The sequence below is a fragment of the uncultured Acinetobacter sp. genome (assembly GCF_947624825.1).
GTDB lineage: Bacteria > Pseudomonadota > Gammaproteobacteria > Pseudomonadales > Moraxellaceae > Acinetobacter.
Genome location: NZ_CANQLZ010000016.1, coordinates 1 through 21407 on the forward strand (window position 1 = coordinate 1; position 21407 = coordinate 21407).

The 21407-nt window shown below is 41.9% G+C and carries 18 protein-coding genes, 1 tRNA gene and 1 pseudogene; 13 read left to right on the forward strand and 7 right to left on the reverse strand.

Going from position 1 to position 21407, the window contains the following annotated elements:
* Window positions 1-233: 233 nt before the first annotated feature.
* The 3 genes from Q0017_RS05270 to Q0017_RS05280 form a co-directional block, all read right to left on the reverse strand.
* A tRNA-Asn gene (locus Q0017_RS05270) sits at window positions 234-309 on the reverse strand.
* Between the two features lie 147 nt (window positions 310-456).
* Window positions 457-1083 (reverse strand): superoxide dismutase, encoded by a 627-nt coding sequence (locus tag Q0017_RS05275; protein WP_298143739.1) that lies wholly within the window; start codon window positions 1081-1083, stop codon window positions 457-459.
* Between the two features lie 141 nt (window positions 1084-1224).
* A complete protein-coding gene (locus Q0017_RS05280) occupies window positions 1225-1983 on the reverse strand; it encodes a Nif3-like dinuclear metal center hexameric protein (RefSeq protein ID WP_298143741.1) in 759 nt (252 codons plus the stop codon).
* 129 nt (window positions 1984-2112) lie between these two features.
* Here Q0017_RS05280 and Q0017_RS05285 point away from each other — a divergent pair, with 129 nt between their 5' ends.
* Window positions 2113-3300 carry a trypsin-like peptidase domain-containing protein gene (locus Q0017_RS05285; RefSeq protein WP_298143743.1) on the forward strand — a complete coding sequence of 396 codons (1188 nt, stop codon included), beginning with the start codon at window positions 2113-2115 and terminating at the stop codon, window positions 3298-3300.
* A 48-nt stretch (window positions 3301-3348) separates the two neighbouring features.
* Here the strand turns inward: Q0017_RS05285 and Q0017_RS05290 are convergent, their stop codons facing one another.
* Together Q0017_RS05290 and radA are read right to left on the reverse strand one after the other, a co-directional pair.
* Window positions 3349-4347 carry a TIM44-like domain-containing protein gene (locus Q0017_RS05290; protein WP_298143746.1) on the reverse strand — a complete coding sequence of 333 codons (999 nt, stop codon included), beginning with the start codon at window positions 4345-4347 and terminating at the stop codon, window positions 3349-3351.
* A gap of 107 nt (window positions 4348-4454) precedes the next feature.
* On the reverse strand, window positions 4455-5846 hold the full coding sequence (gene radA / locus Q0017_RS05295) for a DNA repair protein RadA (RefSeq protein ID WP_298143869.1): 1392 nt from the start codon (window positions 5844-5846) through the stop codon (window positions 4455-4457).
* 163 nt (window positions 5847-6009) lie between these two features.
* On the opposite strand from radA, the gene Q0017_RS05300 reads away from it, so the two are divergent.
* Window positions 6010-6381 carry a hypothetical protein gene (locus Q0017_RS05300; RefSeq protein WP_298143749.1) on the forward strand — a complete coding sequence of 124 codons (372 nt, stop codon included), beginning with the start codon at window positions 6010-6012 and terminating at the stop codon, window positions 6379-6381.
* 33 nt (window positions 6382-6414) lie between these two features.
* Here Q0017_RS05300 and Q0017_RS05305 read toward each other — a convergent pair whose 3' ends face one another.
* Window positions 6415-7761, reverse strand: a complete 1347-nt coding sequence (locus tag Q0017_RS05305) for a sodium:alanine symporter family protein (protein WP_298143752.1) — start codon at window positions 7759-7761, stop codon at window positions 6415-6417.
* A 298-nt stretch (window positions 7762-8059) separates the two neighbouring features.
* On the opposite strand from Q0017_RS05305, the gene Q0017_RS05310 reads away from it, so the two are divergent.
* The 6 genes and pseudogenes from Q0017_RS05310 (at window position 8060) to Q0017_RS05335 (ending at window position 13326) form a co-directional block, all read left to right on the forward strand.
* Window positions 8060-9460: an amino acid permease gene (locus tag Q0017_RS05310; protein WP_298143872.1), complete on the forward strand. Its 1401-nt coding sequence runs from the start codon at window positions 8060-8062 to the stop codon at window positions 9458-9460.
* Window positions 9461-9580: 120 nt separating this feature from the next.
* A pseudogene (locus Q0017_RS05315) lies at window positions 9581-9706 on the forward strand (lipoprotein); the annotation flags it as partial.
* Window positions 9707-9800: 94 nt separating this feature from the next.
* A complete protein-coding gene (gene lysA / locus Q0017_RS05320) occupies window positions 9801-11045 on the forward strand; it encodes a diaminopimelate decarboxylase (RefSeq protein ID WP_298143755.1) in 1245 nt (414 codons plus the stop codon).
* A 13-nt stretch (window positions 11046-11058) separates the two neighbouring features.
* Window positions 11059-11904, forward strand: a complete 846-nt coding sequence (gene dapF / locus Q0017_RS05325) for a diaminopimelate epimerase (RefSeq protein WP_298143758.1) — start codon at window positions 11059-11061, stop codon at window positions 11902-11904.
* A gap of 46 nt (window positions 11905-11950) precedes the next feature.
* Window positions 11951-12868, forward strand: a complete 918-nt coding sequence (gene xerA, locus Q0017_RS05330) for a site-specific tyrosine recombinase/integron integrase (protein ID WP_298143761.1) — start codon at window positions 11951-11953, stop codon at window positions 12866-12868.
* A 95-nt stretch (window positions 12869-12963) separates the two neighbouring features.
* Window positions 12964-13326 (forward strand): hypothetical protein, encoded by a 363-nt coding sequence (locus tag Q0017_RS05335; protein WP_298143763.1) that lies wholly within the window; start codon window positions 12964-12966, stop codon window positions 13324-13326.
* 36 nt (window positions 13327-13362) lie between these two features.
* Here Q0017_RS05335 and Q0017_RS05340 read toward each other — a convergent pair whose 3' ends face one another.
* Complete coding sequence (locus Q0017_RS05340) at window positions 13363-13851, reverse strand: Lrp/AsnC family transcriptional regulator (protein ID WP_298143766.1); 489 nt, start codon at window positions 13849-13851, stop codon at window positions 13363-13365.
* Window positions 13852-14666: 815 nt separating this feature from the next.
* Between Q0017_RS05340 and Q0017_RS05345 the strand changes: the two genes are divergently transcribed.
* The 5 genes from Q0017_RS05345 to serC all read left to right on the forward strand — a co-directional run bounded on the left by Q0017_RS05345 (window position 14667) and on the right by serC (window position 21396).
* Window positions 14667-15419, forward strand: coding sequence for an electron transfer flavoprotein subunit beta/FixA family protein (locus Q0017_RS05345; protein ID WP_298143769.1), 753 nt, complete (start codon window positions 14667-14669; stop codon window positions 15417-15419).
* A gap of 13 nt (window positions 15420-15432) precedes the next feature.
* A complete protein-coding gene (locus tag Q0017_RS05350; protein WP_298143772.1) occupies window positions 15433-16365 on the forward strand; it encodes an FAD-binding protein in 933 nt (310 codons plus the stop codon).
* Window positions 16366-16663: 298 nt separating this feature from the next.
* Window positions 16664-19606 (forward strand): DNA gyrase subunit A, encoded by a 2943-nt coding sequence (gene gyrA, locus Q0017_RS05355; RefSeq protein ID WP_298143775.1) that lies wholly within the window; start codon window positions 16664-16666, stop codon window positions 19604-19606.
* A gap of 57 nt (window positions 19607-19663) precedes the next feature.
* Window positions 19664-20068, forward strand: coding sequence for a DUF3887 domain-containing protein (locus Q0017_RS05360; protein WP_298143778.1), 405 nt, complete (start codon window positions 19664-19666; stop codon window positions 20066-20068).
* Window positions 20069-20313: 245 nt separating this feature from the next.
* Window positions 20314-21396: a 3-phosphoserine/phosphohydroxythreonine transaminase gene (gene serC, locus Q0017_RS05365; protein ID WP_298143781.1), complete on the forward strand. Its 1083-nt coding sequence runs from the start codon at window positions 20314-20316 to the stop codon at window positions 21394-21396.
* Window positions 21397-21407 lie beyond the last annotated feature (11 nt).

A 21407-nucleotide genomic window follows, 5' to 3' on the forward strand; every position in this document is an offset into this window, starting at 1 on the left:
TCCAACCTGGGCTCGAACCAGGGACCTGCGGATTAACAGTCCGTCGCTCTACCGACTGAGCTATTGGAGAATCTGAATGCGATTATAGAGCGTTTTTTTAAAGGGTCAAGCGCCAATTGAAAAAAAATCAAAAAAAAAGTTTAAATGTTTTAAAATTAAGCAATTAGCTTAAAAGTACAAAATTTTAGGCAATAAAAAACCCACTTATTTGAAGTGGGTTTTTTTAAGAATCTTGGCTCTCCAACCTGGGCTCGAACCAGGGACCTGCGGATTAACAGTCCGTCGCTCTACCGACTGAGCTATTGGAGAATCTGAATGCGATTATAAATGAAGATTTAAATGCGTCAATTATTTTTTAATAAAAATGAATCACTTGCATGTTTTGTGAGCAAATTTTTCAGTTGTGAAAAAAAATCACCCAAAACAGGGTGATTTTTTAGAGCTAAAAAATAAAAATTATTTTTCAACGCCAGCTTCAAGGCCTGCATATTTCGCGTTAGCGTAATCCCAGTTTACAAGGCTTTCTAGGAAAGTTTTGATGTAAACAGGACGTGCGTTACGGAAATCGATGTAGTAAGCATGTTCCCAAACGTCAATTGTTAATACAGCTACTTTGCCATGCGCCATTGGCGTATCAGCATTTGAAGTTTTAAGGATTGATAAGTTACCGTTTACTTCATCAGCCACTAACCATGCCCAACCTGAACCAAATTGAGTGGTTGCAGCAGCAGCAAATTCTTCAGCAAATTTTTCGTAAGAACCAAACGCTTCGTCAATTTTAGCTGCTAACGCGCCAGTTGCCGCGCCGCCACCGTTTTTAGCCATACAGTTCCAGTAGAACGTGTGGTTCCAAACTTGTGCTGCATTGTTGAAGATACCTGCTTTAGACGCATCATTTGCAGAAGCAAGGATAATTTCGTCTAAAGTTTTACCTTCAAGTTCAGTGCCTTTGATTAGGTTGTTTAAGTTAACAACATAAGTGTTGTGGTGCTTGTCGTGGTGAAATTCTAAAGTTTCTTTGCTGATGTGTGGAGCAAGATCTTCATAACCGTACGGAAGAGCCGGTAAAGTAATCGTTGTCATGTGTCCAATTCCTTGCATGTGCTGGGTTTTGAGATTAAAAAGTGTGATTATTGTAATCCATTCTTGATCAAATAGTGTATTGATCTTGAATAACAATACATAATAAAACCTGAATTTATACAGTTCATTAAAAATAAAAGATTAGATTGGATTATTCAATTCAAAATAGCTGGTTTGGATGCCAAACTCATCACTCAACGCTTGTGCTAAGCGCTGTACACCATAGCGTTCGGTGGCATGGTGACCACAAGCGTAGTAGTGTACGTCAAGCTCTTTGGCTTCATAAAAGGTGCGCTCCGACACCTCACCTGAAATATAGGCATCACAGCCTTGTGCTGCGGCTTGATGAATGAAGTCTTGGGCACCACCGGTACAAAAACCAATTTTTTGAATATGTGTTTTTTGCGCAGGCAAATGTATTGCATTAAAACCTAGACGCTTTGATACATAAGTTTGAAACTCCTCAGGAGTCATGGGTGCATCTAAATAGCCAATATTGCCAATAGGATGACGCTCATTGGGATTAAGTGCTTCAATTGATTTAAGTTCTAATAAATCAGCAATCGCCGCATTATTACCTAATGTTGGGTGACTATCGAGCGGTAAATGATAAGCAACCAAGGAAATATCGTGCTGAATTAGGCGTTTAATACGCTGACCACGCATGCCGGTAATGGGGTAGGCTTCGCCTTTCCAAAAGTAACCATGATGCACCAATAAAAGGTCAGCACCTTGGGCAATGGCAGTCTCAATTGCAGTTTGTGAAGCACTCACCGCGCAGACAATTTTATTGACTTCACCACGTCCTTCAATTTGTAAACCATTGGGTGCGTAATCCTTAAACTCAGCGGCTTTTAAGGTTTGATCACACCACGCAATAATATCTGTTAACTTTGCCATAAATAATTCTCGATCTTAGCTTATGCATCAGGCTATGATAAATTGTAACTAAAGCCAACAAAAGAATCTGTGTGTTGGACTTAGAATAACCCCTTTACATGATGACAATATTAACTAGAGGAAAACACTGTGCGCCGGACCTTAACTTGGTTACCTTGGCTATTACTTGTGTTGGTGATTGCCGGATTTTTTATATGGCAACAACGCCAACAACCTCAAGCACCGATTGCGGTTGATGGGGTAAAAATGCCAGCTGAAAAAGTCGAGCCTTTAATTGACACTTCACGAGCAGGCGGCGTGACCTCGTATAGTGCTGCCGTTAAAGTGGCTGCGCCTGCGGTGGTCAATATTTTTACCACCCAAAAAGTGAAACAAGCTTCGCATCCTTTACTCAATGATCCGATGTTTAGAGAGTTTTTTGGCAACCAATTGCCTGACCAATTTAGCCAAGATCATAATGAAAATAGCTTGGGTTCAGGCGTGATTGTGCGTGAAGATGGCTATATTTTAACCAATAATCATGTGATTGAACAAGCTGAGCAAATTGTGGTGGCATTGCATGATGGGCGTCGTGCATTGGCAAAAGTCATTGGTTCTGACCCTGAAACAGATTTAGCCGTGATTAAAATTGAGCTGAATCAATTGCCAGTGTTACCTTTTAAATTAAGTGGCAATGAAATTGGTGATGTGGTGCTTGCCATTGGTAACCCATTTGGTGTGGGACAAACAGTGACCCAAGGCATTATTTCAGCCACAGGGCGTAGTGGTTTAGGCATTAACCGTTATGAAGATTTTGTCCAAACCGATGCTGCGATTAATCCGGGCAACTCAGGTGGTGCTTTAATTGATGTGGCGGGCAATTTGATTGGTGTTAATACAGCTATTTTCTCGCAATCTGGTGGCTCACTGGGTATTGGTTTTGCCATTTCAGCACCAGTATGTCAGCATGTTTTAAACTCAATTTTAGAACATGGTCGGGTCATTCGTGGTTATGTGGGCTTACAATTGTTGCCTGTAGAACAACAAGATGTGCTTGCCACTAAACCTTCAGGTGTGGTGGTGGCTGCTGTTGATCCAAGTGGACCTGCAGCTCAAGCGGGTATTCAAAAAGATGATGTGTTGTTAAAAGTGAATGGTCAAGAGATTGATTCATCTGCTTATTTGGTCAATTATGTGGGTTTTCAAGCACCCAACAGTAAAGTGAAAATCGATCTACAGCGAGCAGGTCAAGCGCTTGAAACTGAAGTGATTGTCGCTGAGCGTATGGACAAGCCACAGCTTGATCCAAATCAGCAATATATTCCATTGCCGCGTTAAGGCATAAAAAAAGCCAGTGACATGCACTGGCTTTTTTGTGTTTAAGACTTAACTTTCTTGTTGAATACCTGCCACTAACCAATCTTGGTCAGAGCCAGCAGGTTTTACAAAATGCCAAATTTCGGTAAACGGTTGCGGTAAGCTGTTTAAATCTTCGCTGACTGTACCCGTAAAACGTACGCTGACAATGTATTGACCATTTTCAGTGGTTGAGTCAGTGACCATTGCATTTAAGTTTGAAAATTCAGCAACATCGTGATCTTGATTGGCCATGATGTCGTTATACATCGACTGGTAAAGATCAGGTGTTAAGTAGCGCTGAATTTCATTCACGTTACTTGCATTATTCATAGATTGAATATGGTTAAAACGTTGACGCGCAATACGTAAAAACGCAGCAGGTTCTGTACCGTCAGGTAATTGGCTACCGCTATTGGTATATGCCGAACCAAACACCGGTGCTTGCTGAGGCGCTTGACCAAATGGCGCATTGTTTTGTGGCGTTGAACCACCTACATTTTGCCCAAAGATATTGGCATTGTCGCCTGATGCTGGTGGTGGTACTTGACCAAATGGCGCATTGTTTGCGCCATGATTTGGTGCATAGGGATTAGGAGCTACTTTTTTTTTTGCGCCGAATTTACGGAAGATAAAGAAAGCAGCAGCAGCGGCCAGTAAAATCCAAATCCAACCTGGAATACCACCTTCTTCTTCAGCAGGTACGGCTTGCGAAGCTGCTTGAGAAGCAGGCGTATCATCTGCTAGTGCATTGGCCGCAACAGCACCAATTGCAGCACCGGCAACACCCGCGGCAACCATACCACCCACACCTGGACCAGATTTTTGTTGAACTGGTGCTGTAGCAGGTGCGACAGGTTGTTGAGCAGGTGCGGCTTGACGCGGCTGTTGATAAGATTGCGCAGGGGCAGCTTGACGGCTCATCCCTTGGTTCTTACCACTACCCGCACGTTTTGCTTCTGCCATAGGTGCAACTAAAAGAGCAGCAGCTAAAATACCCGTCATCAAACTACGCTGTCGAACTTCCATTAAAGTATCCTGTATTTAAAAATCGAATTTACTGTGTATTTATGCCGTGATTTAGCGTGAATTTCAACACTAAAAATATATATTTTTGCATCCAGATGAGTTTAAGTTTAACTTAACTCTTCACTTAAACGCATTGCCTCAGATAAAGCTTCATGTAAACGCGCTACACTAATTAAGGTCACGCCATCAATCTCTTTTTGTGGGGCATTGCCGCGCGGTAAAATAATATATTTAAAGCCATGTTTAATTGCTTCTTTTAAGCGTTCTTGACCATTGGGAACTGGGCGAATTTCACCAGATAGCCCGACTTCACCAAACACGGCCATTTGTTGGGGTAGTGCTTTACCGCGTAAGCTTGAGGCACAAGCTAGTAGCACGGCTAAATCGGAGCCGGTTTCGGTAATTTTTAAACCACCCACTACGTTGACGTAAACATCTTGCCCTGAGGTTTGCACCCCGCCATGTCGATGCATCACTGCCAAGAGCATATTTAAACGGTTTTGATCTAAACCTAAAGCTACACGGCGCGGTTGACCATGTGCATCATCGACTAAGGCTTGTACTTCAACCAATAAAGGGCGTGTCCCTTCACGGCTAATCATGACAATGGAACCGGGAATGGCTTCATCATAACGACTTAAGAAAATGGCGGATGGATTGGCCACTTCACGTAAGCCTTTATCGGTCATACCAAACACGCCCAATTCATTGACTGCACCAAAACGGTTTTTAACTGCACGAATCATACGGTAGCGTGAATCAGATTGACCTTCAAAATACAGCACGCAATCGACCATATGTTCTAACACACGTGGACCTGCCAAAGCGCCTTCTTTGGTGACATGACCCACCAAAAATAGGGCAGTGCCACTATTTTTGGCATAGCGGGTTAAGATTGCTGCCGATTCACGGATTTGTGAAACGCCACCGGGCGCAGATTGCAAGCTTTCGGTATACAGAGTTTGAATCGAGTCTAAAATCGCCACCGCAGGGCGTTCATGTGCTAAGACTTCGCAAATTCGCTCAACGCAAGTTTCCGCCATAACTTTAAGGTGTTCGGTGGGTAACTCTAAACGTTGGGCACGTAATGCCACTTGTGATAAAGATTCTTCACCTGTGACATATAAAGCCGGACTATTTTGCGCTGCCATATGCGTTGCAGTTTGCAGCAAAATGGTAGATTTACCAATTCCGGGGTCACCGCCAATCAGCACTACAGAGCCGGTGACTAAACCACCACCTAAAACACGGTCAAACTCACCAATGCCAGTATGTAGCCTCGATTCTCGCGACACCGAAACTTGATTTAAAGTGGTAATGTTGGCGGCTTGTCCGGCATAACCCACACTTTGTTTTGGACTGGCACGATGGGTCACCATAGGCGCAATACTAACTTCAACCAAACAATTCCATTCACCACATTCACTGCATTGACCTGACCATTTAGGATGGTCAGCCGCACATTGTTCACAGCGATAGACACTTTTTGCTTTAGCCATAATTTTACGCACAGGATGAAAAGACTGTTTAAGCATAGCCATAAAGCCATAAAATCCCAAATGCTGACGCCATGCTTTGTCGCTTTATTTATGAAAAAACATGCAAAGCGCCTGCTTTGCTCCGTATAATGCAGCATTATATTGAAAGAATTAAAAGGTAAGCATGTCACAGTCACTGCCTTATATTGATGCCATTGCTCGCGAAAAAAATCGTGATGTCTTATTTGTACATTTTGAAGATCCCAACAGCCCGATTTGTGAAATTGTTTTGGCTTGGTTAGAAGATCATGAAATTGGCTATGCTGCGTGTTTGGGTTTAGAAGAAGAAAGCCTACACAACCATGAACTTGAGCATACCTATATTGACTTAGCCGTCGATGAAGAAGATCCAACCTATCGCGAGTTATGTGAATATTTAGAAGATGACGACGGCAATATGAAGCTCGATGGCGTATTGTTCTTTGTATTGTCTTTAGAAACGGCATTAGAACTTGCAGCAGATCGCGCCGTGGCCATGACCACACGCTTACAGTAAAAAAAAGCCACTTTTTAAGTGGCTTTTTTAATATTAGTACAATTCACCGGACTTACGCCGCGCGATAAAGTCCTTAGATTCTTTGGCAATCACACCGGATAACAGCAATAAAGCAATAAGGTTGGGTACTGCCATCAAGCCATTAAAGGTATCGGCAAATAACCACACTAAATCAAGTGTGGCGATACAGCCAATAAACACCGATGCAATATAGATGATGCGATAGGGCAACACGAACTTTTCACCAAGCAAATAGGTGGCACATTTTTCACCATAATAACTCCAACCCAAAATGGTTGAATAGGCAAAGAAAATAATACCAAAGGTCACCACCCATCCCCCTATGCCGGGTAAGAGTTGATCAAATACATGAATGGTTAATACCGCCCCTGTTTGCTCGCCAAAGCTGTTGCCTGCAATAATAAAGCCCATCACTAAGACAACACCGGTAATGGAGCACACAATAATGGTGTCAATAAAGGTGCCTGTCATAGACACTAAACCTTGACGCGCCGGATGGTCAGTTTTTGCTGCTGCCGCCGCAATAGGGGCAGAGCCCATACCGGCTTCGTTGGAAAACACCCCACGCGCCACACCGTAGCGAATAGCAGCACCAATTGCACCACCCACTGCCGCTTCACCAGTAAAAGCATAGGTAAAAATCATCTTTAAAGCCGGCATAACCAGTTCAAGATTATTTAAAATAATAATCAAGCCACCTGTGACGTAGCCAATTGCCATCACAGGTACAATCACTGAAGATGCTTTAGAAATAGATTGAATACCGCCTAAAATCACCAAAGCAGAAAAAGCGGTAATGATGACGCCGGTCATCCATGTTTCAATGCCTAAGCTATTTTCAACCGCTAAGGCCACGGTATTTGATTGCACCGAACTACCAATACCAAATGACGCTAAGGTGCCAAACAGGGCAAAAATTAACGCCAGCCATTTCCACTTTAAGCCGCGTTCGATGTAATACATCGGACCACCCGACATTTCGCCTTTTTCATTTTTAACACGGTATTTAACCGCCAAGACCCCTTCACCATATTTGGTGGCCATGCCAAATAGCGCGGTCATCCACATCCAAAACACCGCACCGGGTCCACCGAGTACGCAAGCTGTAGCGACCCCTGCAATATTACCTGTACCAATGGTGGCAGACAGGGCAGTCATGAGCGAGGCAAATTGAGAGATATCGCCTTCTTTATGCTGGGGATGTTTGCCAAAGACCTGTTTAAAAGCCAAGGGCAGCATGCGAAATTGCCAAAACAACAAACGAAAGGTCAGAAATACCCCAGTGCCGACAATCAGCACCAACATATAAGGCCCCCAAACCCAACCACTTAAGGTTTCCATTAAACTTTGTAGCTGCATAAATTCTCTTCTTGTTGTGTATTGTGATCACTGTATGCAAGGGCTATGCCACACAGTATTTTTTATGATTTTTGCAAAGCTTTGGCTATTTTTCCCATAAAGTTGCGTATTTTTCAAGCAGTGAATAGGGTTGAATCATTCAACTTAGCCTATATTTAAGTGGTTGATTTTGAGCATCAGAAAAAACAATTAAGACTAAAGTATTCTCAAAAAATATAGATTGGGGGCAATTTTTTTTTGTGATTTGGTGTTTTTAGGCTACTTTGTCGCGATGGACATCGAAGATGAAATGAAAAAAATGTCAAATCAACAACACAATTCACCCAACAGTGGTGAATTACAACGAAGCTTGTCCAATCGTCATTTGCAATTAATCGCAATTGGTGGCGCCATTGGTACAGGTTTATTTATGGGCTCGGGCAAAACCATTAGTTTGGCCGGACCGTCTATTCTTGTCATTTATATGATTATTGGCTTTATGGTGTTTTTAGTAATGCGCGCTTTAGGCGAGCTATTACTGTCTAACCTGAACTATAAATCATTTATTGATTTTTCCACCGATTTAATTGGCCCATGGGCGGGTTACTTTGTCGGTTGGACCTATTGGCTGTGCTGGATCACCATTGGTATTGCCGATTTATCTGCGATTATTTATTACTTACAATTTTTTAATCATGGTTTGCCCTTTACCCCACTTGAAGGCGTGATGATTAGTGTTGCCGCAATTATCTTTATTATGGGCTTAAACTTAGTCACGGTAAAACTCTTTGGTGAGCTTGAGTTTTGGTTTGCCTTAATTAAGATTATTGCCATTGTGGTGCTGATTGGGGTGGGCTTATGGATGATCTTTACCGGCTTTACCTCAGACACCGGTCATGTGGCATCTTTTACCCATATTTGGTCACACGGCGGTATCTTCCCAACCGGTGCTATGGGCTTTTTAGCCGGCTTTCAAATTGCTATTTTTGCTTTTGTGGGCGTGGAATTGGTGGGGACGACCGCAGCTGAAACCAAGGATCCTGAAAAGAACTTACCCAAAGCCATCAACTCAATTCCAATTCGTATTATTATTTTCTATGTCTTGGCTTTATTGATTGTGATGTCGGTGACGCCTTGGAATCAGATTAACCCGAATATCTCACCTTTTGTGAATTTATTTAGCCAAGCCGGGATTGCAGCTGCGGCGATTATTATGAATTTGGTGGTGTTGTCATCGGTAATGTCATCTATGAACAGTGGTGTGTTTTCAACTTCACGTATGCTGTTTGGTTTGTCGCGTGAGCAACAAGCACCGCAAAATTTTGCGCGTTTAAATAAACGTGCTGTACCTGCCAATGCCTTGTATTTCTCATCAGTGTGTTTATTGCTTGGTGCGGCATTACAGTATTTTGTACCAGATACAGTACGTGCCTTTACCTTGGCAACCACACTGTCGACAATTTTATTTATTTGTGTGTGGCTCATTATCATGTGGAGCTATATCGTGTATTACAAAACACGTCCGGCTTTACATGCAAAATCGACGTTTAAATTACCCGGTGGTTTATTCACCTGCGCCGTGGTGATTTTATTTTTCTTAAGCATGATTGTGGTCTTGGCTTTAGAAAGTGACACCCGTCAAGCTTTAATGGTCAGCCCAATTTGGTTTGTGATTTTAATTATTGGCTATTTTGGTTTTTATAAACCTAAAAACAAATAATTAATTTGAATCCCAAAAAACGTCAGCTACTGCTGGCGTTTTTTTTTATCTGTGGTTAATCTCTTGGGTCAGCGAAATGATCGCGTTATACTGCGTCCACAGGATTTAGAGATCATCACCATGCAAAATGTCTTTTATGGCTTAAGTCTGTGTTGCTTAACTGTTGCTTTATCTGCATGTGGTCAAACGGGTGCATTGCAATTGCCAAGTGATCCAAATTACGATCATCGTGCTAAATATATGCTGCCTTCAGCGCAAGCGGTCAATCCCAAGCCAGCTGTAGTTCAGCCTAGTGCTGAAGCTATGCCTTAAATTGCTTATTTGAAAAAAGGATACATTCATGAGTTTTACCCGTATTAATGGGGTGTTGCACGCCGAGCAATGTTCATTACAAACCTTAGCTGAGCAACATGGTACACCGTTATATGTGTATTCAAAGGCCACCTTTGAAAAGCATTATGCAGATATGGATCGTGCCTTTGAGTTTATTGATCATCAGATTTGCTTTGCGGTGAAATCAAACTCAAATCTTGCTGTATTGAATGTATTGGCCAAGCAAGGTGCCGGTTTTGATATTGTGACTGGTGGCGAACTGGCACGTGTGTTAAAAGCAGGTGGCGAACCAAGCAAAATCGTATTTTCAGGTTTAGGTAAATCAGAAGCCGATATCGAAAAAGCACTAGAAGTGGGCATTGCTTGCTTTAACGTGGAATCTTATGCTGAATTAGATCGTCTTGAAAAAGTTGCCGCGCGTGTGGGTAAAAAAGCCCCAATTTCACTGCGTGTCAATCCAGATGTAGATGCCAAAACCCATCCTTATATTTCAACGGGCTTAAAAGAAAATAAATTTGGTATTCCATCAGACAGCGTGTTCGACACCTATGCCTATGCAGCCACTTTGCCACATTTAGATATTGTGGGTATCGATTGTCATATTGGTTCACAGTTGACTGAAACTCAACCCTTTGTTGATGCGCTTGATCGTGTAATTGTCATGATCAACAAACTCAAAGACATGGGTATTCACTTAAAACACATCGACATTGGTGGTGGTTTAGGGGTGACTTATAAAGATGAACTACCACCTACGGTCACTGAATATGCCAATGCTTTACGTCCTGCTTTAGAAAAGCTCGGTTTAAAAGTGTATATGGAGCCGGGGCGTAGTATTTCTGCCAACGCAGGCGTGTTACTGACTAAAGTTGATTTATTAAAACCAACTGCTCATCGTAATTTTGCCATTATTGATGCTGCGATGAACGATTTGATTCGTCCGGCATTGTATGAAGCATGGATGGATATTCAAGCAGTGACGCCACGCACTGACACCGAAGTCAAAGAGTGGGATGTGGTGGGTGCAATTTGTGAAACTGGCGACTTTTTAGGTAAAGAGCGTGAGCTTGCCATTCAAGAAAATGATGTGCTTGCGGTGATGGGCGCTGGTGCTTATGGTTTTGTAATGAGCTCAAACTACAACAGTCGTGGTCGTGCAGCAGAAGTGATGGTGGATGCCGATCAAGCTTATGTAATTCGTGAGCGCGAAAGCATTGAATCTTTGTGGGAGCGTGAGCGCTTACTGCCTTAAGGAACTGCCAAACATGTTACTCGAATTTACCAAAATGCATGGCTTAGGCAATGACTTTATGGTGGTGGATTTAATTAGCCAACGTGCCTATTTGGATACACTCACCATTCAGCGCCTCGCAGATCGTCACTTTGGTATTGGTTTTGATCAATTGCTTGTGGTTGAGCCACCTGATTTACCCAATGTTGATTTTAAATATCGCATTTTTAATGCAGATGGCTCAGAGGTGGAACAATGCGGCAATGGCGTACGTTGTTTTGCCCGCTTTGTGCATGAGCGTCAATTGACCAATAAAACCAAGATTAAAGTGCAAACTAAAGCAGGGATTGTTGAACCTGAGCTGGGTGCCAATGGTTGGGTACGGGTCAATATGGGCTATCCTAAGTTTTTGCCGCAAGACATCCCGTTTCTTGCCGATCAAGCACAAGCATTGTATCGCTTGGATTTAGCTCACAATGAACATCTTATGATTGATGTGGTTAATATGGGCAATCCACATGCTGTGACTGTGGTTGCAGATGTATTGCAAACCGATGTACTGCGTTTAGGGCCACAAGTGGAATCGCACACGCGTTTTCCACAGCGTGTGAATGCCGGTTTTATGCAAATTGTTGACCCGCAACATGCACGTTTACGTGTCTTTGAACGTGGTGTAGGTGAAACACTGGCATGTGGTACAGGTGCTTGCGCTGCGGCTGTTTCTGGCATCCGTCAGGGTTTGTTGGGCAATGCAGTAGAGATTGAACTGGCAGGAGGTAAGCTGTTAATTGAGTGGCAAGAGGGCGATGTAGTATGGATGACCGGTCCAACTGCAAATGTCTATGAAGGTCGGCTCGACTTAAATTACTTCCAAGGTTAAGCTGTTAAGCCGGTACATGTACCGGCTTAATTTTTTGAGGCACTCAATGCACACTGCACCGCAATTACTTGAACTTTGGCTGACCACACGTGAAATTCAACAGCAGTCGCCACATACCTTGTTGGCTTACCAACGTGATGTCAGTGATTTTTTAGGTTTTTGTGAGCAAAAACAACTTGCCCTGATTAATCTAGAAAGCAGTGACTTACGTGAGTATGTTGCCCATAAGGTGGCACAGCAAAGTTTAAGCAGCAACAGCGTACAACGTTTGTTGTCCGCGATTCGTCAGTTTATGAAATGGGCCGTAGAAGGTCAGTATCTACAGAACAATCCAGCTGCCGATTTTCAGCTTAAAAGACAACCGCGTGCATTGCCCGGTATGATGGACATTGAAACCGTTAATCAAATTTTAGATCAAGCTGCACCGAGTGAGCCAAAAGAACACATGCTTTGGCAACGTGATAAAGCCATGTTGGAGGTGCTGTATTCTAGTGGCTTACGTTTAGCAGAGTTGCAAAATTTAAAAATTAAAGACATCGACTTTAATCGGCAGTTATTGCGCATTACCGGTAAAGGCAATAAAACCCGTATTGTGCCGTTTGGCAGTAAAGCCAAAGACAGCTTACAACAATGGCTTAAAATTTATACTATGTTTAATCGTAACCTACAACCTGACAGCGCAGTATTTATTAGCCAACGTGGTGGGGCGTTAAGTGCGCGGCAAATTGAAAATCGGGTGAAATATCAAGCACAACGTGCCGGGGTCAATGTAGATTTACACCCACATTTATTACGCCATTGCTTTGCCAGTCATTTGTTGTCTAATAGTGGTGATTTACGCGCCGTGCAAGAAATGTTGGGCCATACCAATTTAACCACCACGCAAATTTATACCCATCTTGATTTTGATCGTTTGGCGCAAGTGTACGATCAAGCACATCCACGTGCGCAACAACACAAATAAGGCGAGTTTTTAAACTATTGTCCAATAATAAAATGTCACCATTTAGGCTATAAAGAGCGCAAGACAACAATAGAGTTTTTAAGTGGGCAAGTCGTATGATTGCAAATATTGAAGAAAAATATCAACAACTCACCGCCAGACAACAAGACATTTTTGCCGGTTATGGTTTACGTCAAATTAAACACTTTGTTGAGATTAGTTTACCTAAACTCCAAGCAGCGCTGCCTCAAGGTGCTCACATTCAAGGCATTAATATTGACGGTAAGGCGCAAGCCATACAGCCTGAAGGTGGTCAAACCTTTCTTTGGATTTCTGATCAACAATGGCAAGCACGCCCAGTCAAACAAGGCGAGATTGATTTGGCCGAAGATTTTGTGGTGGTATGGCAAGTCTTTGAGTTAAGTCAGTATGATTTAATTGATTTAAGTCATGTGCATCGTGATTTTTTATCGCAATAACAGTTTTAAAAAAATATGCCCGCAACAGGGCATGTTTTAATCCAAGGGCAATTGGAAACTTTGTTTAATAATTTGACTCGGCAAATCTGTTTTAACACTGGTAATGCCATTTTTTTTGGTCAAATGCGTGGACTGAAACTGACGGTAACTTTCTAAATCTGGCACCACCACTTTAAGCATGGCATCGCATTCACCCAAAATAATATAACACTCCATGACTTGTGGCAGCCCACGCATGGCTTCAATAAAGGTATCAATGGTTTCGGCATCTTGTCCGACTAACCAAATGCGTGAAAACAAAATCAGTTGTAGTCCCACTTTTTGCGGATCAATCACTGTGGTATAGCTTTGAATCACGCCTGCTTCTTCAAGTAACTTGACGCGACGTAAGCATGAAGAAGGCGATAGCCCTATTTGACGTGCTAAATCATTGTTTTGAATACGACCATTATGTTGTAAGGCTTGAATGATCGTTTTATCGATACGATCTAATTTCACTGCAATATGTTTGGAAGAAAGCTTCATGAATTAGAATTAAATTCGAAAAATAAGCACCATTATAGAATAATTTTAAAGATATTTTGTAGAGGCTTGTGAACAGTATTTTTGAAAAACCTAAACTGCTTTTGGTTTTTTATTTGCTTGAATCACACGAATATTCCAGCAAAGCGCAGTGAAATGAAGCAATATATCTTGATTAACACAAGATCAGTTGCCAAATGAGGCGTAGATTTGACTGGTTTTGATGTAAAAAATACACAAGATAAGAAATATGAATGGCTTGTAGTATTGTAACTCGATTGTAATGTAGGTGAAGAAATCTAGATGTTAAAGACATAAATCTTGATGAAGAATAGATTGATATTGATGCTGCTGACTACGAAGTATTATTTAGGTCAACCTAAGCGCGATGTGTTTTTTTAAACTCCTTATTCATACTCTATGATATGGGATAAGTTGCCTTAAAATTGCATTATTTTTGCCTAAGATTTGTGCAAAAATAAGCACGGCTCGCTTACACTTTTATATACTTAAATCGCAGTTTTTGAGGGTGAAGTTGGCTTACATAAGATATATTGATGTTTAAAATCAGAGAAAAATATAATATAAATCAAATATTAAAAAATAACAAAAATTAAACAACCTGTTGTCAATTTATCCAAGTGAAAAAAATATGAACGCATCGTTCAGTAAAAATATGACTTTTTTGCCAACCTTTGCTGAAATGGTGCTTGACCGAAATGCCATCAGCATTGCAAGATAGGGCACCTAAAAAATTTTAAGTGAAAAGTTTTTTAACTTTTTTCAATATCTAATTTGCTAAAACAGCCGAGGATTACATGAAGGCTCTTGTTGCAGTAAAACGTGTGGTTGATGCCAACGTTAAAGTTCGTGTTAAACCGGACAACAGTGGGGTTGACCTTACTAACGTTAAAATGTCCATTAACCCGTTCTGTGAAATCGCAGTGGAAGAAGCGGTTCGTCTAAAAGAAAAGGGAACAGTCTCTGAAATCGTGGTGGTTTCAATCGGTCCTAAAGAAGCGCAAGAACAATTACGTTCAGCGATGGCACTCGGTGCTGATCGTGCGATTTTAGTTGAAGCAGATGACAGCCAGCTTGGCGCGTTAGAAGTTGCAAAAATCTTAAAAGGTGTGGTTGCTGCTGAACAACCAGAATTGATCCTTTTAGGTAAACAAGCAATTGATGATGACTCAAACCAAGTTGGTCAGATGCTTGGTGCGTTACTTGGCGCAGGTCAAGGTACATTCGCATCAGAAGTCAAAGTAGATGGCGCTAAAGTGCAAGTGACACGTGAAATCGACGGTGGTTTACAAACTGTTGAATTAGCACTGCCTGCCATTATCACTACAGATTTACGTTTGAATGAGCCGCGTTATGCAGCCCTTCCAAACATCATGAAAGCGCGTAAAAAGCCGTTGGATACTAAGTCTCCTGCTGATTTTGGCGTGACGACTGCATCTAAGCTTAAAACTGTAAAAGTTGAAGCACCAGCAGAGCGTAAAGCGGGCGTACAAGTGAAATCAGTTGATGAGCTTGTTGAAAAACTTAAAAACGAAGCGAAAGTGATCTAAGGCAGGACTGAACATGGCTATTTTAGTTATTGCTGAACACGACAACAAAGCGCTTAATGCTGCTACTTTAAATGTTGTTGCTGCAGCACAAAAAATCGGTGGTGAGGTTGCGGTATTGGTTGTAGGTTCAGGCGCGCAAGCGGTTGCAGACCAAGCAGCACAAGTTGCAGGCGCAAGCAAAGTATTACTTGCTGATGATGCAGTCTATGCCAACCAATTGGCTGAAAACGTAGCGAAACTTGTGGCTCAAGTGGCACAAGGTTATTCACACGTTTTAGCAGCATCAACCACTTCAGGTAAAAACGTATTGCCACGCGCAGCGGCTTTACTTGATGTGAGCATGATCACAGATATTATTGCGGTTGAATCTGCAAATACTTTCAAGCGTCCAATCTATGCAGGTAACGCGATTGCAACCGTAGAGTCTTCAGAGTCTATCGTTGTGGGTACAGTGCGTGGTACAGCATTTGATCCTGTAGCGGCAACTGGTGGTTCTGCGGCAGTTGAAGCGGTAGCTACAACGGGTGATGCTGGTGTTTCTACCTTCATTAACGAAGAAATTGTAAAATCTGAGCGTCCTGAACTTGCTGCTGCACGTATTGTGGTATCAGGTGGTCGTGGTGTGGGTTCAGGTGAAAACTACCACACAATTTTAGACCCATTAGCAGACAAATTAGGTGCAGCGCAAGGTGCATCTCGTGCTGCTGTAGATGCAGGCTTTGTACCAAACGATATGCAAGTGGGTCAAACGGGTAAAATCGTTGCACCAGATTTGTATATTGCAGTGGGTATCTCAGGTGCGATTCAGCATTTGGCGGGTATGAAAGATTCTAAAGTTATTGTTGCAATCAACAAAGACGAAGAAGCACCAATTAATGCAGTGGCTGACTACTGGTTAGTGGGCGACTTAAATACTGTGGTACCTGAATTAGTTTCTAAGATCTAATTTGACCAAGTATTAAAAAAAAGCCTCTGTTTTTACAGGGGCTTTTTTTATGTAAAAGACCTGCTAATTTATAAAATTTAAAGCACAAAATCCTGCGCTAAAAGCACATTAAAAGCGATACTCCAAATCGCTTAAATTAAGCAAAATTAAGCACGTTGGCATCAGCGCAATAGCGCATTTTTATGCTATAATTTACGGCTGATTTTTAGATTTTAGCTTATATTTTTTAAGCTAAAAGTGTGCAAGATTTAAGAGATAAATATAAGTCTGATTTGGGCTTGTATAATAAGGAGTATGCATGAGCGTATCGGAAATTAGACCGATTGCCATTGAGGATGAGCTGAAAAGTTCATATCTCGATTATGCTATGAGTGTGATTGTATCTCGTGCATTACCAGACGTTCGAGATGGTCTAAAGCCTGTGCATCGTCGTGTGCTATTCGCTATGCACGAACTGGGCAATGATTATAACAAAGCGTATAAAAAATCTGCCCGTGTTGTCGGCGATGTGATCGGTAAATATCACCCACACGGTGATTCTGCTGTATACGAAACCATTGTTCGTATGGCACAAGAGTTTAGCTTACGTTATCAATTGGTCGATGGCCAAGGTAACTTTGGTTCGGTCGATGGCGACTCGGCAGCTGCCATGCGTTACACCGAAGTGCGTATGCAAAAACTCACCCATGAATTGTTGTCTGATTTAGAAAAAGACACGGTGGAGTGGGAAGATAACTACGATGGCTCTGAGCGTATTCCTCAAGTCATGCCAACGCGTGTACCGAACTTGCTCATTAATGGAGTAACCGGTATTGCTGTTGGTATGGCAACCAATATGGCACCGCATAACATGACCGAAGTGGTCAATGCATGTCTTGCTTATGCCAATGACCCGAATATCTCGATTGAAGGCTTGATGGAGCACATCTCAGGTCCAGATTTTCCAACAGGTGGTATCATCTATGGTAAATCAGGCATTGTCGATGCGTATCGCACGGGTAAAGGTCGTTTGCATATTCGTGGTAAATACCACTTTGAAGAAGATGCAAAAACCGGTCGTACCACCATCGTCTTTACTGAAATTCCGTATCAAGTCAATAAAGCCAAAACCATTGAGCGTATTGCTGAATTGGTTAAAGAGAAAAAACTTGAAGGTATTTCTGAATTACGTGATGAGTCTGATAAAGACGGTATGCGTATTGCCATTGATCTTAAACGCGGTGAAAACGCCGAAGTTGTGGTCAATAACTTATTCTTAAATACGCAATTAGAAAACTCATTTAGCATCAATATGGTTTGCCTTGACAATGGTCAGCCAAAATTGATGAACTTAAAAGATATTATTGCGGCATTTATCCGTCATCGCCAAGAAGTGGTGACACGTCGTACCATGTTTGAATTGCGTAAAGCACGTGAACGTGGGCATATCTTAGAAGGTCTAACGGTCGCTTTGGCCAATATTGATTCAATTATTGAAACCATTCGTTCATCAGCCAATCCGGCTCAAGCACGCGAATTGTTGCAAGCGGGTGAATGGCAAGCCGGTGGTGTACAAGCTTTGCTAGATGCAGCAGGTTCTGTGTCGATTCGTCCTGATGAAATTGAAGGCGAAGATCCAAACCGTCCATTTGGTTTAAATGATGCAGTGTATCGTTTATCACCTGCGCAAGTAGCGGCAATTTTAGAGTTGCGTTTGCACCGTTTAACCGGTTTAGAGCAAGACAAATTACAAGCTGAATATTCAGAGATTTTGGCGCAAATTGCCGACTTAACCGACATTTTAAATGACTTTAATCGTTTAATGACGGTGATTCGTGAAGAATTGGCGATGATCATTCAACAATATGGTGACCAACGTCGTACCCAAATTGTTGAATCGCGCGTGGATTTTTCACGTGAAGATTTAATTCCTGAAGAGCAAGTGGTACTCACAGTTTCACATTCAGGTTATGCCAAAACTCAGCCGTTGTCAGATTATCAAGCACAGCGTCGTGGTGGTCGTGGTAAATCAGCCACGAGCATGAAAGATGATGATCATATTCGTCATTTAATTGTCACCTCCAATCATGCCACAGTGTTGTTCTTTACCAATGTCGGTAAGGTGTATCGCTTACGCGTATTTGAAGTGCCACAAGCTTCGCGTGGTGCTAAAGGTCGCCCGATTGTAAACTTATTGCCGCTTGAAGCAGGCGAGAGCATTACTGCAATTTTACCGGTCATTGATGCACCGAAGAAATTTAAAGTGCGTATTGCTGAATTTAAAGCCTTTGTGACCAACAATGCAGCCAAGTTACAACAACATGCAGTGGTGGCAACTCAGTTTGATGATTTAAGCCAAGCATTAACTAATTTTGATGACAACAGCGATGAATTGTCAGACGAATTACGTTTGGTATTAAAAACATTAAGCACTGAACTTGATGCCGAAACTGCTGAATTTGATGATGCATTGTTTGCTGAGTTTGCTGCACAAACGTTAAATTTGCGTAAAAACTATTTTGTATTTATGGCAACAGCGTCAGGTACAGTTAAACGTGTTGAGCTTGATCAATTTAGTAACGTGCGTTCAAATGGTCTACGTGCGATTGAGTTAAACGAAGCAGACACCTTAATTGGGGTTGCAATTACCGATGGCGAGCAACAAATTATGTTGTTCTCTAATGAAGGTAAAGCGATTCGTTTTGCAGAAACTGATGTACGTGCTATGGGTCGCTCAGCGCGTGGTGTACGTGGTATGCGTGTCACCATTGGTGCGACGCTTGACGATGCCGAAGATGAGCTTGAGCAAGATGATGAAGACGGCGAAAGCGCATTTGTCAGTCGTATTGTCTCGCTTGTAGTGGTGCCTGAAACAGGTGAAGTGCTGTGTGCTTCGGCTCATGGTTTTGGTAAACGTACCCCTGTTGATGATTTCCCAACCAAAAAACGTGGTGGTAAAGGCATTATTGCCATTAAAACCTCAGAGCGTAATGGTGAGTTGGTGGGTGCAGTTGCCATTGATCAAAGCAAAGAGTTAATGCTTATTTCTAATGGCGGTACGTTGGTACGTACCCGTGCATCAGAAGTGGCACAAACTGGTCGTAATGCACAAGGTGTTCGTTTAATCCGTTTAGCGGAAGACGAAATCTTAGTGGGTGTAGAAGCAATTGAAGCTGTAGAAGAAGATGAGATTGATCTTGTTGAAGATACAGTGGTTGTGGAAACAGACGCGATTTTAAATGAAGATGTTGCGCAAAACTAAGTTTTGGGTTAACACATGAGGGCGCTTCGGCGTCCTTTTTACTTTTAGGATAAAGACATGAACATAAAGTTATGGGCAATTGCTTCGCTTGTGGGTTTAGTCGGTTGTGCAGAACAACAAGATCTTGCTGATCCAAGCGCAGCTCAAGTACAAGCAGCAGATGCTGCTTATCAAGATTTAAGCGCGCGTAATTTTGAGCAATTTATGCAGCATCTTGATCCCAAGTTACAGGCATATTTTCAAGAAAACCCAAGGGTGTTAAAGAAATTTGCAAGCGCTATTCCAAAAGAGCACATCAAGTCCAAAACTTTAATGAGCAAACGCATGCAAAGTGAAGCAGAATACAAAGTCAGCTATGAGATTGCTTATCCAAAAAACTTAGTGCAATACGATGTCAGCTTTGACCGCCCCAATGGCAGCACGCAAATTAATAATATTAATATTCAAGTCTTTGGTGAATAAGTATTTCTTATCACCACGTGGTATATAAAAATGCATCGGTTGTAGATCACAACTGATCAAACCGGTGCTTTTAAAAAAATATCCAAGCTTGCTTAGCCATAAGTGACGGATTTAAATTATCTATTGAATCTATATTGATTTTTTGACTGTATTTTAAAATTTACATTGAAATAATTTTATGCAAGTCAGCACAAGATATGATTAAATGCCATCTCTATTGTGTTTCACATTGACAAGGAAAAATCATGCGCGCGTACAACTTCTGTGCTGGTCCTGCTGCATTACCCACTGCCGTTTTAGAAAAAGCTCAAGCTGAAATGCTCGATTGGCAAGGCAAAGGCTTATCGATTATGGAAATGAGCCACCGTAGTGCAGATTATGTTGCTGTGGCCGAAAAAGCTGAAGCTGACTTACGTAAGCTCATGAACATTCCTGACAACTACAAAGTGTTGTTTTTACAAGGTGGTGCATCGCTACAATTCTCTGCGATTCCTTTAAACCTGTTAGGTAAAAATAACAAAGCTGATTATATTCACACGGGAATTTGGTCAGAAAAAGCACTCAAAGAAGCCAAGCGTTATGGCGACATCAACGTGGTTGAAGCGGGTATTCAAGATCAAGATGGCAAACTCGCCATTTCTGAACCAAGCACTTGGAATTTATCAAAAGATGCCGCTTATGTGCATTATGCTGATAACGAAACCATTGGTGGTTTGCAATTTAACCATATTCCTGAAACCGACAAACCATTGGTTGCCGATTTATCATCAAGCATTTTAGCTGCACCGATTGATGTCACCAAGTTTGGTTTAATTTACGCAGGCGCGCAAAAAAATATTGGTCCTGCAGGCTTAACCTTGGTCATTATTCGTGATGACTTGTTAGGCCAAGCGATGGACAGCATTCCAAGCATTTTAAAATATGCAGATCAAGCTAAAAATGATTCGATGGTGAATACGCCATCAACTTATGCATGGTATTTGTCAGGTTTGGTATTTGAATGGTTACTTGAACAAGGTGGCGTAGAGGCAATGCATCAAGTGAATTTGGCTAAAGCTGAATTACTCTATGGTTATATTGATGCTAGTGATTTTTATGCCAACCCAATTGCCAAAGAATACCGCTCAATTATGAACGTACCATTTACGTTGGCAAAACCTGAACTTGAAAAACAGTTCTTAGCAGAAGCTGAAGCGAAGCATTTGCTTAATCTTGCAGGTCACCGCTCAGTGGGTGGTATGCGTGCCAGTATTTATAATGCTGTGCCACTAGAAGGCGTGCAAGCTTTGGTTAACTTTATGGATGACTTTGCTAAACGCAATGCTTAAAACTTAAAGTC

Coding starts and splice junctions, on each gene's coding strand:
- Q0017_RS05305 (WP_298143752.1), bottom strand. CDS start 7,761: ATGCAGCTACAAAGTTTAATGGAAACCTTAAGTGGTTGGGTTTGGGGG.
- Q0017_RS05275 (WP_298143739.1), bottom strand. CDS start 1,083: ATGACAACGATTACTTTACCGGCTCTTCCGTACGGTTATGAAGATCTT.
- xerA (WP_298143761.1), top strand. CDS start 11,951: ATGCACACTGCACCGCAATTACTTGAACTTTGGCTGACCACACGTGAA.
- Q0017_RS05280 (WP_298143741.1), bottom strand. CDS start 1,983: ATGGCAAAGTTAACAGATATTATTGCGTGGTGTGATCAAACCTTAAAA.
- gyrA (WP_298143775.1), top strand. CDS start 16,664: ATGAGCGTATCGGAAATTAGACCGATTGCCATTGAGGATGAGCTGAAA.
- Q0017_RS05310 (WP_298143872.1), top strand. CDS start 8,060: ATGTCAAATCAACAACACAATTCACCCAACAGTGGTGAATTACAACGA.
- serC (WP_298143781.1), top strand. CDS start 20,314: ATGCGCGCGTACAACTTCTGTGCTGGTCCTGCTGCATTACCCACTGCC.
- lysA (WP_298143755.1), top strand. CDS start 9,801: ATGAGTTTTACCCGTATTAATGGGGTGTTGCACGCCGAGCAATGTTCA.
- Q0017_RS05290 (WP_298143746.1), bottom strand. CDS start 4,347: ATGGAAGTTCGACAGCGTAGTTTGATGACGGGTATTTTAGCTGCTGCT.
- radA (WP_298143869.1), bottom strand. CDS start 5,846: ATGGCTAAAGCAAAAAGTGTCTATCGCTGTGAACAATGTGCGGCTGAC.
- dapF (WP_298143758.1), top strand. CDS start 11,059: ATGTTACTCGAATTTACCAAAATGCATGGCTTAGGCAATGACTTTATG.
- Q0017_RS05350 (WP_298143772.1), top strand. CDS start 15,433: ATGGCTATTTTAGTTATTGCTGAACACGACAACAAAGCGCTTAATGCT.
- Q0017_RS05300 (WP_298143749.1), top strand. CDS start 6,010: ATGTCACAGTCACTGCCTTATATTGATGCCATTGCTCGCGAAAAAAAT.
- Q0017_RS05340 (WP_298143766.1), bottom strand. CDS start 13,851: ATGAAGCTTTCTTCCAAACATATTGCAGTGAAATTAGATCGTATCGAT.
- Q0017_RS05335 (WP_298143763.1), top strand. CDS start 12,964: ATGATTGCAAATATTGAAGAAAAATATCAACAACTCACCGCCAGACAA.
- Q0017_RS05345 (WP_298143769.1), top strand. CDS start 14,667: ATGAAGGCTCTTGTTGCAGTAAAACGTGTGGTTGATGCCAACGTTAAA.
- Q0017_RS05360 (WP_298143778.1), top strand. CDS start 19,664: ATGAACATAAAGTTATGGGCAATTGCTTCGCTTGTGGGTTTAGTCGGT.